The organism is Bacillus sp. SDLI1 (assembly GCF_001553895.1).
Lineage (GTDB): Bacteria > Bacillota > Bacilli > Bacillales > Bacillaceae > Bacillus > Bacillus siamensis.
Genome location: NZ_CP013950.1, coordinates 1863152 through 1876433, shown reverse-complemented (window position 1 = coordinate 1876433; position 13282 = coordinate 1863152). Strand labels below are relative to the sequence as shown.

The 13282-nt window shown below is 49.8% G+C and carries 12 protein-coding genes; 11 read left to right on the top strand and 1 reads right to left on the bottom strand.

Annotation, left to right across the window (positions count from 1 at the left end; all coding sequences use genetic code 11):
- Positions 1 to 271 precede the first annotated feature (271 nt).
- Positions 272 to 2017 (top strand): right-handed parallel beta-helix repeat-containing protein, encoded by a 1746-nt coding sequence (locus AUL54_RS08915; RefSeq protein WP_060963621.1) that lies wholly within the window; start codon positions 272 to 274, stop codon positions 2015 to 2017.
- 88 nt (positions 2018 to 2105) lie between these two features.
- Here AUL54_RS08915 and AUL54_RS08910 read toward each other — a convergent pair whose 3' ends face one another.
- On the bottom strand, positions 2106 to 2327 hold the full coding sequence (locus tag AUL54_RS08910) for a YczF family membrane protein (protein ID WP_060963620.1): 222 nt from the start codon (positions 2325 to 2327) through the stop codon (positions 2106 to 2108).
- A gap of 121 nt (positions 2328 to 2448) precedes the next feature.
- On the opposite strand from AUL54_RS08910, the gene gerKA reads away from it, so the two are divergent.
- From gerKA to AUL54_RS08860, 10 genes are all read left to right on the top strand, one after another.
- Entirely contained in the window at positions 2449 to 4089 is a 1641-nt protein-coding gene (gene gerKA / locus AUL54_RS08905) for a spore germination protein GerKA (protein ID WP_060963619.1), read from the top strand.
- On the top strand, positions 4076 to 5302 hold the full coding sequence (locus tag AUL54_RS08900; protein ID WP_060963618.1) for a Ger(x)C family spore germination protein: 1227 nt from the start codon (positions 4076 to 4078) through the stop codon (positions 5300 to 5302). The genes gerKA and AUL54_RS08900 overlap by 14 nt, the downstream gene beginning before the upstream one ends.
- Positions 5303 to 5326: 24 nt before the next feature.
- Positions 5327 to 6445, top strand: a complete 1119-nt coding sequence (locus tag AUL54_RS08895; RefSeq protein ID WP_060963617.1) for an endospore germination permease GerKB — start codon at positions 5327 to 5329, stop codon at positions 6443 to 6445.
- A gap of 171 nt (positions 6446 to 6616) precedes the next feature.
- A complete protein-coding gene (locus AUL54_RS08890; protein ID WP_060963616.1) occupies positions 6617 to 7939 on the top strand; it encodes an LLM class flavin-dependent oxidoreductase in 1323 nt (440 codons plus the stop codon).
- Positions 7940 to 7952: 13 nt separating this feature from the next.
- Positions 7953 to 8444, top strand: a complete 492-nt coding sequence (locus tag AUL54_RS08885; protein ID WP_016937272.1) for a GNAT family N-acetyltransferase — start codon at positions 7953 to 7955, stop codon at positions 8442 to 8444.
- Positions 8445 to 8472: 28 nt separating this feature from the next.
- Positions 8473 to 9264, top strand: coding sequence for an amino acid ABC transporter substrate-binding protein (locus AUL54_RS08880; protein ID WP_060963615.1), 792 nt, complete (start codon positions 8473 to 8475; stop codon positions 9262 to 9264).
- A 22-nt stretch (positions 9265 to 9286) separates the two neighbouring features.
- The gene (locus tag AUL54_RS08875) at positions 9287 to 9961 is read left to right on the top strand and encodes an amino acid ABC transporter permease (protein WP_007410261.1); all 675 of its coding nucleotides are present in this window, start codon (positions 9287 to 9289) and stop codon (positions 9959 to 9961) included.
- 13 nt (positions 9962 to 9974) lie between these two features.
- Entirely contained in the window at positions 9975 to 10724 is a 750-nt protein-coding gene (locus AUL54_RS08870) for an amino acid ABC transporter ATP-binding protein (RefSeq protein ID WP_060963614.1), read from the top strand.
- Positions 10725 to 10741: 17 nt separating this feature from the next.
- A complete protein-coding gene (locus tag AUL54_RS08865) occupies positions 10742 to 11893 on the top strand; it encodes a M20 peptidase aminoacylase family protein (RefSeq protein ID WP_060963613.1) in 1152 nt (383 codons plus the stop codon).
- Positions 11890 to 13236 (top strand): MmgE/PrpD family protein, encoded by a 1347-nt coding sequence (locus AUL54_RS08860; protein ID WP_060963612.1) that lies wholly within the window; start codon positions 11890 to 11892, stop codon positions 13234 to 13236. The genes AUL54_RS08865 and AUL54_RS08860 overlap by 4 nt, the downstream gene beginning before the upstream one ends.
- The last annotated feature ends 46 nt before the right edge of the window (positions 13237 to 13282 follow it).

Below are 13282 nucleotides of genomic sequence, written 5' to 3'. Positions count from 1 at the left end.
CAACCCTTTCTTAAAAAAGTGTATTACAAAAATCATATTCTTATATAATACTTGTGTCAATATAATTTATACTGAATTCAAAAAATTCCAGAATGAAAAGATATTAAAACGTTGAATATAGATGGATTTTCCTAATTCCAATGGCTTATTTTGTCATATAATCTGACTAAACTATCTACATAAACTTTTTTAATAAAATTTAAAGTATGTACAGGCGGAGCGGATTATGACGGAATAAGATGAAATAAGAGAGGAAGGAGGAGATTATGACTTGCCGAATCGTATTTTAGATATAACGGATTGCGGTGTGGCAGCAGACGGGACTGCCGATGTGACGGCCGCCATCAATCAATGCTTGGCTAAGGCTGTCAGCGAGGGCAGTCATACGGTGTTTTTTCCGCCCGGAACATATAAAATCAACGGCACGCTCGGCGGTGACAAAAGCCAGCCGTTTAGGAACGCGGGAATTAATGTGCCGAGCCATCTCTCCATCATCATGGATCCGGAATGCACGATTAAAGTGGCGCCGAACAGCTCCTGGGGTTATTCGGCTTTCTATATAGGCAGGCGGGAAAATGTCACCATCACCGGCGGCCGCATCATCGGGGAACGGGATGAACACACGTATACCAATGTTCCTTTGCGGTCGACTCATGAATGGGGGTTTGGCATCTGTATTGAAGGCAGCAGCAATGTGCTGATCGAAAATGTGAAAATATCGGATTTTACGGGAGACGGCATTATTGTCAGCCCGCTCGGTTTAAAAACAAACAGTGATTACGAAACATCAGAACATGTGACCATCCGCCGCTGTGAGATCAGGGAGTCAAGACGGAACAACATTTCAATCACCGGCTGCAATACCATTACGGTGGAGGAATGCGTGATCGAAGACGCCGGGCAAGGGAACGGAACAGCTCCGAAATTCGGAATCGACATTGAATCGTACGGAGAAGGCGATGTTGATTATGAAGAGGCTCTTCATATTACGATCCGCAACAACTTCTTTTCCGGTAATGCCGCAAGCTCAGTCACCAACTTTAACGGATATCATGTGTTAATTGAAGGAAATCATTCCGACAACACAATCAGCTACGGATACGGCGCACATACCGTCATTTCCGGGAATGTTCTCTTTTGGTCAAACGGCGGCTCAAGGACCGGAATCGCCGGACAAGGTGTATCCCAAGGACAGGACAGCAGCAATGCCGTCATTTCCAACAATCTGATTACCGGTTTTTCCACGGGAATAGATGTAAGAGGAAAAAGCGTCCTCGTCACTCACAACAAAATCAATCAGTTTGAAAATGCGGGTATTTCCGTCTATCAGGCGGAAGATGTGACCGTTGACGGCAATGTCATTGAAAACGGACGTTCCGAAACGAGACGAAGCACGGGGATGCGGGCGACGCTCTCGGACAACGCCGTCTTTATGAATAACACTCTGAATCAGGTAACAGACGGAATCAGCATGTCAGCCGGCAATATCACTATAAAACAGAATGTGCTGACATCATTCAGCCGGGGCATATGGGTCACAGGCGGAAATGCCGTCATTGAAGGAAATACGCTCATCCCGAATGCGTTTCAGGGCGCCGCGGAGTCCTATGCCGTATCTGTTACAAATAACGCCAGGGCTGTTATCAAGGGAAATCTCTTCAAAAGCTACAAAAACTACCCCATTTTCAGTTCAACATCCTCAGGGACCTCTGTCATCGGCAACCGCTTTGAATCATCACCGCTTATCGTTACCGTGTATCTGAACTCAGGCACGCATGAAGTCATAGACAATACGATCACGATCAACCGAACGGCGGGCAGCCCGATCGGCATCTATTTGAACGGTGCCTCCAATTCCCTCATTTCGGGCAATACCATCAACAACCTTTCCGCCGCTTCTGCATCCGCCATCCAAACCAGTTCCTCGGCAAGCACCAAAATCATCGGTAATCGCATTATCAAAGGCGTCATTGTGAAACACACGACAGATACGGAAATCGGAAATATCGTCATCTGAAAACCATCCCCGCCGGAAAAATAAAAAGAACACATGAACTCCGACAAAGGGAGGGATGTGTTCTTTTTTGACACCATACAGCCGTCTGTCAGGCATCTTTTTTACCTGATTTATATAAAGCCAGCATTTCTTTCATTAAAAAGAGGGCGAAGAAAAACAGCATCAGCCATTCCGAGAAGGTCATTAATTTAAAAGCGGACAGGTTGTTTCGAACCGCTCCATACAGACTGAAACCTTGCAGCATATCCGTTCCTATCGAAATCATCAGACAGGCAGCCAGCAAAAAAATTGAAACCCCCAATATTTTCATGCACATCACTCTCCCTTTTTATCCTTTTCGATTACGCAAAACTTATACAGACTATCCGACGTGCATAATCTTTTGCTGTACAGGAAGAATATGAAAAAAACAAGGAAAGGTTTTTTGCGATATGCCGCCATTTTTTAAGCAGAAGAAACGAAAAAAAGACGATCAAAAGAACGGTGACAATGAAGATAGAAAAGAAGCGGAAACCAAATCAGACAAAGAGCGGGAAGAGCCGATCTCCGCAAGCTTAAAGGAAAATATGAAGAAGCTGTCTGAGAGATTCGGCAACAGTGCCGATGTCGTCATCCGCCGGCTGAAAATCGGAAAAGAAGAGCTTCCGGCTGCGATCGTGTATATCGCCGGTTTGGTAGACGAGCAGCTTGTCAGCCAATCCCTTCTGGAGGATTTAATTGACATCCCGTCCGTTCAGCCGGAACAGGCGGTCTGCCTGATATATGAAAAAACGCTTGCGATCGGCGGAGTAAAAGAGGAAGAGAAATGGAAAAGCCTTTATGCCGGGCTGGTGGCGGGCAGCACGCTCATTTTTGTCGACGGGGCTGACAAGGCGCTGATCGCCAGCACGGAAGGAGGAGAGCAACGGTCCATTGAAGAGCCGAGCACTCAGGTGTCCTTCCGCGGACCGCGGCAGGGATTCACTGAATCCCTGCAAACCAATATTTCAATGATCCGCAGGTATGTAAAAAATCCTGATGTATGGGTGGAAAAAATGGAGATCGGGCACGAAACGAATACGGACGTCGCGCTGATGTATATTAACGGAATCTGTGAAAAAAAGCTGATTAAGGAAGTCCGCAGACGGCTGAAGCACATTGACATCGACGGCATTCTGGAATCCGGCTACATTGAACAGCTTATTGAAGACGCGCCGTTTTCCGTATTTCCCACTGTGTATCATACGGAACGGCCGGACGTTGTGGCGGGGAATCTGCTGGAGGGAAGATTTGCGATTATTGTGGACGGAACGCCGTTTGTTCTTATCGCGCCGGCCTTATTCATTCAATTTTTTCAATCGGTCGAGGATTATTATTCCCGATTTGATATCGCTACAAGCATCCGGCTGCTTCGGGTTTTGATTTTCTTCATTTCGCTGGTGGCGCCGGGGATTTACGTGGCGGCGACGACCTTTCATCAGGAAATGATTCCGACGCAGCTGCTGATCGTCATCGCGGCCCAGCGGGAGACCGTGCCGTTTCCGGCCGTAATTGAAGCGCTGACGATGGAAGTGGCCTTCGAGATTCTCAGGGAAGCGGGCGTCCGTCTTCCGAGAGTGGTCGGCTCCGCCGTTTCGATTGTCGGAGCGCTTGTCATCGGCCAAGCCGCCGTACAGGCCGGCATCGTCTCCCCGGCCATGGTGATCGTCGTCGCGCTGACGGCGATTGCCAGCTTTGCGACTCCTGCTTTTGACATGGCGATATCTGCGCGCCTGATCCGGTTTGTCTTTATTCTGACCGCGGCCATCATGGGATTTTACGGGCTGATTCTGGGCATTATCATGATGTTTGTCCATCTGTGCGGACTGCGTTCGTTCGGTTTTCCGTATATGTCCCCGCTCGCTCCTTTGACCCCGGGCGGGCTGAAGGATTCCATTTTCCGCGCTCCGTTATGGGCGGATGAAAAAAGGCCGGGGCTGCTCGTGCAGAAAAACAACAGGCGCCAAGGAGAACATCAAAGACCGAAACCGGAGACCTCCAGAGGAATGGTTAATAAAGATGTAGAAGAGGGCGGCGGCAATGAAAAGACGTAAATGGATACTCCTCCTTTGTACGATGGTTTCTCTTATATTTGTATCAGGATGCTGGGATAAAAGGGAGCTGACCGATTTGGCCGTAATCTCCGCCATCGGTATTGACCGTACCGAATCGGGAAAATACGTCCTTCACTTTCAGATTATCAACCCGGGAAACGTAGCCGGCGGCCTGCAGGGCGGCGGAGCGGGAGACCGGCCGCCGGTTTCCGTCTATTCCGTGTCCGGAGACAATATGACGGAAGCTTTGAGAAAAGCCTCGATGAAGGTGTCCAGAAGGCTCTATTTTGCGCATACGAATCTTGTGGTGTTCAGTGAAAGGCTCGCGAAAGAGGAAGGACTCAATTTTATTCTGGACAACCTTGACCGTGATACCGAATTCAGGACGACCGCAACCGCGGTTATTGCGCATAATTGCAAGGCTGAAGACATTATTAAAGTGCTGACGCCGATTGATAAAATCCCTTCCAATAAAGTGAACAAGACGCTCAGCTTCACACAGGAACAATACGGCAGAGTCGTGAAAACAAGCCTTCAGGACGTTCTGATTGATCTCGCTTCTCCGACCGGGTCGCCGTTTATTCCGGGTTATGAAATGCACGGAGACGATAAAGCCGGCCCTACGATGGAAAATACGCAGACGACTGAACCGAAAGCGGTGCTGTCAGCGGACGGACTGGCGGTGTTCAAAAAGGACGGGAGACTGGACTACTGGATCGAGGATGATGACAGTGTCGGCGCTGTATGGCTGCTGAACAAAATCAAGCATACGTTTATCAATGCGGATTGGAAGAACGTGAAGCATGCCATCAGTCTGCAGGTCACCCGCCAGAATACAAAGGTGACGGCCACTTTTCCGAACGGAAAACCGCATATTCACGTTCATGCTGAGGTCGAAGGGCTTGTGGACGCTGTCAGATACCCTTTCCATCTGTCTGATCCGAAAGTGATCATGGTCATGCAAAAGGCGCTCAGCACGCAGCTTGATAGAGATATCACCAAATCAATTGAAGGTATTAAAGCCCATAAGAATGATTTCGTCGGGTTCGGAGACCTGATCTATCGAAAACATCCGGACAAATGGAAAAAGCTCGAAGGGAAGTGGGATGAAGAAATTTTCCCCAACATCCCCGTGGACGTAAAAACGGAAGTCATTATCAGAAGAACGGGCTTGCGGAATAACCCTCTCTCAGACAAGCTTGAGCACGATTGATTTGAGGAGAAAGGAGCGAAGCGTATGGAAAATGCGAAAATCGGCACACGCCAGCTGTTTGTTATGATCATTTTGTTTGAATTGGGCAGTTCGTTATTGATCCCGCCGGGCACGATGGCCGGGCGGGATGCATGGCTGTCCGTGCTTCTCGGGTGCGTTACCGGTCTCGGACTTTTCTACGTATATCAGGCGCTGTATCAATATTTTCCTGAGTCCTCTCCGAGAGATTACATGACCGAACTGATCGGCAGGCATCTGAGCTGGGCGGTCTCTCTTCTTTATATTCTCTATTTTGCTTATATCGCCGCCCGCATATTGAGGGATTTTGGCGAAATGCTTGTCACCTTCGCCTATCAGGACACGCCCCTTCTAATTGTGAATGGCATGCTGATGCTTGCCGCGATATTTGCGGTCAGAAAGGGAATTGAAGTCATAGCGAGAGCCGGCGAGCTGCTGTTTAGCATTATGTATTTCCTGACGGCCATCGGGCTGATCCTCATTATCAGCTCCGGCACGATAAACCTGAGATTTCTCCAGCCTGTTTTAGCGGACGGGATGGGGACGGTCATTTATTCCGTATTTAAACAGACCATGTTCATCCCGTTCGGTGAATTAATCGTGTTTGTCATGATATTCCCCTGCTTAAAAGATCGGAAAAAGGTGAAGAAAACAGGATTTCTGGCGATTATCATCAGCGGCCTGTTTTTGGCGATGTCAGTGGCAATTAATATTTGTGTGCTTGATGTCAACTTAATGCTCCGCTCTCAATTCCCGCTGCTGAGCACCATACAGACGATTAAAGTGGAAGAGTTTTTAGACCGGCTGGATGTCTTTTTCATGCTCGTGCTCGTCATCGGCGGTTTTTTCAAAGTCAGCCTTTTTACATATGCGGTTGTCGTGGGCGTGTCCACGCTGTTTAAAGAAAAAAATCCGTCCCAGCTGGCCTTCCCGGTCGGATTGGGGGTGCTGATTCTCTCCATCAGCATCGCAAGCAATTTTTCGGAACATATGAATGAAGGCTTAAACATTGTCCCGATCTATATTCATCTTCCGTTTCAAGTGCTGTTCCCCGTCTTGCTGCTTATCATTGCCGTCATCAAGAAAAAAGTCAAAGGGAGCGTCTATTCAGTTTCGAAGAAATAACCCGGCCGGTGCGCCGGGTTATTTTTAAAATCATGATTTTTTTCTTAATGCATTGACAAACTTGCCCGACAATTGTACATTTTGATTTATTCTTATAAATTTAATAGGAAATATAGGTTTAATGGTGTTAATATATTCCGCACCGTATTTCATTATAGAAGGAGATCCGTCATGACAAAGAAAAAAGAAATCAAACTCGGTGTGTTTCTCGCAGGCACCGGCCATCATGTCGCCTCTTGGAGACATCCTGAGGCGCCGGCGGACGCGAGCATGAATTTGGATTATTTCAAAGAACTGGCGAAAACAGCAGAGCGGGGGAAATTAGACATGCTGTTTTTGGCGGACAGTTTATCAATAGACAGCAAATCGCATCCGAATGTGCTGACGCGCTTTGAGCCGTTTACCCTGCTGTCGGCGCTCGCTCAGGTCACATCCCGCATCGGTCTGACGGCGACCGCGTCTACCACATACAGCGAACCGTTCCATATCGCGAGACAATTTGCATCGCTGGATCATCTTTCCAACGGCCGCGCGGGCTGGAATGTCGTCACATCATCAATTGAATCGACCGCGCTTAATTTCAGCGGTGAAACGCATCTTGAGCACCATCTCAGATATCAGCGCGCGGAAGAATTCGTGGAAGTCGTCAAAGGATTATGGGATTCGTGGGAGGAAGACGCCTTTATCCGCGACAAAGAGTCAGGGACATTTTTCGAAAAAGACAAAATGCATGAATTGAATCATAAAGGAACCTATTTTTCCGTGAGAGGGCCGTTGAATGTCGCCCGCACACCGCAAGGCCGCCCGGTCATTATTCAGGCTGGCTCATCAGGTGACGGAAAGGCGCTGGCAGCCAAAACGGCGGAGGTCATTTTCACCGCGCAAAATCATCTGGAATCCGCGCAGGAATTCTATCAATCTATTAAAGAACAAGCGGCTTCTTACGGCCGTGATCCTGAAAAAATCGCGATCATGCCGGGGATTTTTCCCGTTATCGCCGATACCGAAGAAGAAGCGCGGGCCAAATATGAAGAGCTTCAAGACCTCATCATCCCGTCTGTCGGCCTGAACATTCTGCAAAACTATCTGGGCGGCGTCGATCTTTCCGCTTACCCGCTTGACGGCCCGCTGCCTGAATTGGATGCGGAAGCGTCAAATGCAGTTAAAAGCCGGTTCAAGCTCGTTCAGGAGATGGCCAAACGCGATAACATGACCATCCGCGAATTGTACAAATATGTGGCGGGTTCAAGAGGCCATCATATCTTTGTCGGAACGCCTGAACAGCTTGCCGATAAGATGGAGGAATGGGTTGAAAACCAAGCTTGTGACGGCTTCAACATCATGCCTCCGCTTTTGCCTGAAGGTCTCACTCTTTTTGTAGACAAAGTGATTCCGATTTTACAAGAGCGGGGCGTGTTCAGAAAAGAGTATGAAGGAACGACGCTGAGAGAACATTTCGGACTGGAAAAACCGGCAAACCGATATGCCGATTAAAGGAGGGCTCATCATGTCAAAACGATACCGGCTCGCAACGGAAGCGGACGCTGATGAACTGCTTTCACTGACACTGAGGGCATATGAACCGATCCGCAAGCTCGGCATCAACTTTGCCGCGGCAACGGCGGACAAAGAGCTCGTTTTGAATAACATACAAAAAAACGCCTGTTACGTTCTGGAGGAAGACGGACGCATAGTGGCGACGATTTCTCTGCGGATGCCGTGGGGGCCGAATCCCGGTCCGTACGGTGTCCCTCATATTTGGTGGTTCGCCGTCGACCCTGAAACCGGAAAAAAAGGGACTGGCTCAGACATGCTGGAGTGGCTGGAGAATACAGTGCTCCGCGATACACTAAAAGCGCCCTTCGTATCATTGGGCACAGCGGACAAGCATCCGTGGCTGATCGGCATGTACGAGCGGAAAGGCTACGTCCGCGCAGGCGAAAAGGATTTAGGAAAAGGGCACATCACCATCTATTTAAAAAAACAATTGCACGATTAACATATGAATAGGAAAAGGCGGGATTTCAATGAAGAAGAAAACATGGGCTTTGCTGCTCTCTGCCGCTCTTCTGGCGGTCTTATCAGCATGCGGAAACGGTAAAGAAAGCGAAGGCGGCGCTAACGTGCTGCATGTCGGCGCCACGGGGCAAAGCTATCCGTTCGCATATAAAGAAAACGGCAAGCTGACCGGCTTTGACGTGGATGTCATGGAAGCCGTTGCGAAAAAAATCAACATGAAACTGGACTGGAAGCTGCTTGAATTCAGCGGCCTGATGGGAGAGCTCCAGACCGGCAAACTCGACACCATCTCAAACCAGGTCGCTGTCACGGACGAACGCAAGAAAACGTATAACTTCACAGAACCGTATTCGTATGCGGGCACTCAAATCGTCGTCAAAGACGATAACAAAGACATCAAATCAGTCAATGATCTAAAAGGAAAAACAGTGGCGGCCGTTCTTGGCTCAAACCACGCGAAAAACCTTGAGAGCAAGGACCCGGATAAAAAAATCAACATTAAAACGTATGAAACACAAGAAGGCACGCTGAAAGACGTGGCTTACGGGCGCGTTGACGCTTACGTAAACAGCCGCAGCGTCCTGATCGCCCAAATCAAAAAGACCGGCCTGCCTCTGAAATTAGCAGGAGATCCGATTGTCTATGAAAAAGTCGCCTTCCCGTTTGCGAAGGATGCGGCTCACGATAAAATCCGCAAAAAAGTAGACAAAGCCATTGAAGAACTGCGGAAAGACGGCACGCTCAAAAAGCTGTCTGAAAAGTACTTTAAAGAAGACATTACAACGGAAGCAAAGCATTAAGAAACGGCGGTGAAAATCGAGAATGAACAGCATTGATTGGGGATTTATGTTTTCAGCTTTTCCCGCGTTAATCGAAGCCCTGCCGATCACATTACTAATGGCCGTCGCGGCCATGGTATTTGCCGTGATCGGCGGCCTTATATTAGCGCTTATCACAAAAAATCGTGTTCCTGTGCTTCACCAGCTGTCAAAGGTGTATATTTCATTTTTCCGGGGTGTGCCGACGCTCGTCCAGCTTTTCTTAATTTATTACGGCCTGCCTCAGCTGTTCCCCGGAATGAGCAAGATGACGGCGTTAACGGCGGCGATTATCGGGCTAAGCCTGAAAAATGCCGCCTACCTCGCTGAAATTTTCCGCGCCGCGCTCAACTCAGTCGATGAAGGGCAGCTTGAAGCCTGCCTGTCCGTCGGAATGACAAAATCACAGGCGTACAGACGGATCATTTTCCCGCAGGCCGTCAGAAACGCGCTTCCCGCAACGGGAAATACGTTTATCGGCCTGTTAAAAGAAACATCGCTCGCCTTTACATTAGGAGTGATGGAGATGTTCGCCCAAGGAAAAATGTACGCATCAGGCAACCTCAAATATTTTGAGACGTATTTAGCCGTTGCGGTCATGTACTGGATTCTTACGATTATTTACAGCGTGCTGCAGGATCTGCTCGAACGGGCGATCAGCAAGCCTTATCGCACATAGGAGGAGGCTCAGGATGATACAAGTCAGACATATTCGAAAAGCATTTAAAGACCTTACCGTACTTGACGGGATCGATCTTGAGATCAAAAGCGGCGAAGTCACGGCCATTATAGGCCCGTCCGGCTCGGGAAAATCAACGCTCCTCCGCTGCCTGAATCTGCTGGAGCGCCCGGATGACGGCATCATTGAAATCGGTGATGCCAAGCTGAATGCAGTGTCCTATTCGCGCAAAGACGTACACAAGCTTCGCCAGCAGACGGCGATGGTGTTTCAGAATTACAATCTCTTCAAAAACAAAACCGCGCTGCAAAACGTGACAGAAGCGCTGATCACCGCGCAAAAGAAACCGAAAAAAGAAGCGGAACAGATCGGGATGGATCTGCTGCGGCAAGTCGGTTTAGAGCAAAAAGCGGACAGCTACCCGATTACGATGTCAGGCGGGCAGCAGCAGCGGATCGGCATTGCGCGTGCTTTGGCCGTTGACCCTCACGCGATTTTACTGGATGAACCGACTTCGGCCCTTGACCCTGAGCTTGTAACCGGGGTGCTTCAAGTCATCAAATCAATTGCCGAAAAACAGACAACCATGGTCATCGTCACGCATGAGATGGCTTTTGCGCGTGAAGTGGCCGACCAGGTCATTTTTATGGCGGACGGACGCATCATCGAGCAGGGAACACCGGAAGAGCTGTTTGACAATCCGCAGAACGAACGGACGAAAAAATTTATAAAGCAAGTGGGAGAGCCTGCTGAGCTTGTATAGGAAGGGACGAAGAAGAAATGGCAAGAGAAACGTATGAATCATTAAACAAATGTTTAATCAATATCCGCCGCGACCTTCATGAACACCCTGAGCTGTCAGGCGAGGAATACGAAACGACGAATAAAATCCGCCGCTGGCTGGAGGAAGAGGGGATCACGGTTCTTGATGTTCCGAAACTTCAAACCGGAGTGATCGCCGAAATCAAAGGAGACAAAAGCGGCCCGGTCATCGCCGTCAGAGCGGACATTGACGCATTGCCGATCGAAGAGAAAACAAACCTTCCGTTTGCTTCGCGAAACAGCGGCGTCATGCATGCCTGCGGCCACGACTTCCATACGGCATCTATTCTCGGCACGGCTTTCTTATTAAATGAGAGAAAGCACGAGCTGAAAGGAACGGTGCGGTTTATTTTTCAGCCCGCGGAAGAAATCGCCGCCGGAGCGAGACAGGTCATTGAAGCCGGCGCGCTTGACGGTGTATCGGCAATATTCGGCATGCATAACAAACCCGACCTCCCCGTCGGCACGGTCGGCCTGAAAGAAGGCCCGCTGATGGCGAGTGTGGACCGCTTTGAAATCACTGTTAAAGGAAAAGGCGGCCACGCCGGAATCCCTGATAACAGCATTGATCCGATTCAGGCGGCAGGGCAGATCATCGGCGGCCTGCAATCAGTTGTCAGCAGAAATATCAGCTCGCTTCACAATGCCGTCGTCAGCATCACAAGGGTTCAAGGCGGCAGCTCTTGGAATGTCATCCCGGACCATGTGGAAATGGAAGGCACCGTCCGGACGTTTCAAAAAGAAGCGCGTGACGCTGTTCCGAAACATATGAAGCGGGTTGCCGAAGGAATCGCGGCCGGATTCGGGGCAGAAGCCGAATTCCGCTGGTATCCTTACCTTCCGTCAGTGATGAACGACGCCCGTTTCATCCAGACGGCGGAACAGACGGCTGAAGATCTCGGGCTTCAAACGGTTCGGGCAGAACAGTCTCCCGGCGGGGAAGACTTCGCGTTATATCAAGAAAAAATCCCCGGCTTCTTCGTCTGGATGGGAACAAACGGAACGGAAGAATGGCACCATCCCGCCTTCACACTCGACGAAAAAGCGCTCCCGAAAGCGGCTGAGTTTTTTGCCCGGCTGGCCGTTAATGTATTGGAGCAAGCGGAATGAATACGGAACATCTGACGGCCGGGCTTGCTCAGGCCGTCATGTCGTCTGTACCGGAAACATCCGCCGAAGCGATGAAAGAAGCGCGCAAAGGCCTGCTTGATTTTACAGCGGCAGCCTTTGCCGGGAGACGGGATAAAGGCATTGAGAAGCTGATTAAACTGGCCGAAGAAGAAGGCGGGGCGCCGACAGCTCCGCTTATCGGCAGAAATCAAAAAACAACGCCGTCCCAATCCGCGCTGATTAACGGATTCATTGCCCATGCGCTTGATTTTGACGATGTTCATTCTGATGTAAGAGGACATCCGAGCGCGGTCATCCTTCCGGCTCTGATCGCAGCGGCATCATCCGGCCATATAGACGAAAGTCGTTTTCTCGGTGCTTACGTGACAGGCATCGAAGTGATGGCGCGGCTCGGTGAGTCAGCGGGAAGACACCATTACGAGAAAGGCTGGCACAATACGGGAACGTTAGGCGCGATTGCGGCGGCCTGCGCCGTCGGTTTCGCGGAGAACCTCAATCAAAACGAATTGCAAAAAGCGATCGGCTTTGCGGCCGCCCGTTCCGGAGGCATGCGGGTGCAGTTCGGGACAGAAATGAAGCCGCTTCATGCCGGACTGGCCGCTCAAGCCGGGTTGTTCGCCGTAAAGCTTGCGAAGGCCGGTTTTGGCGGGTCGGATCATGCGCTTGACGGGGAGAAAGGCTTCTTCGGACTGTACGGCGATCTTGAACGGGCAGAAACCCTGCTTTTAAACGGGTGGGGAAAACCTTGGCGGATTGTGAGCCCGGGGCTTTGGTTTAAGGTTTATCCGTTTTGTTCGGCAGCCCATCACGCGGCGGACGCCATTCTCAAGCTGAAGGCTGAGCACGGTCTCACTTTCGGCCAAATGGAACGGACCGACGTTATTTATCCGCCGGGCGGGGATGCCGCATTGACAGAACGGCGTCCGAAAACAGGCGAAGCGGGCCGCTTCAGTGTGGAATATGTGATTGCCCTGGCTCTGCACGGTAAAGATTTTTCAGCAAAACACTTTACCTCCGAGCCGATTCCGGAATCCCTTCAAAAGGGGTTTGCGAGGATTCACCGAAGCTATGATGATCAAATTCAGCCGGCTGACAACGCCGTTCCGAAGGGCCGTTTTACAATTGTACGGGTCACGGCTTCCGGCAATCATGTCTATGAAACACGTATCGACTGTCCGAAGGGAGCGCCGGGAAACGGTCTTTCTGAAAAAGACATTGAAGACAAACTCCGGCTCGCTTTGCCGGGGGAAGAGGAAAAGGCGGAAGAATTGATTAAAGCAGCCGGTCAATCAAATATTGAACGCTATTTACAGCTGATATAAATAAAAAAAGCGAGGGGATGCAGCCCTCGCTTTTTTTACGTTCACT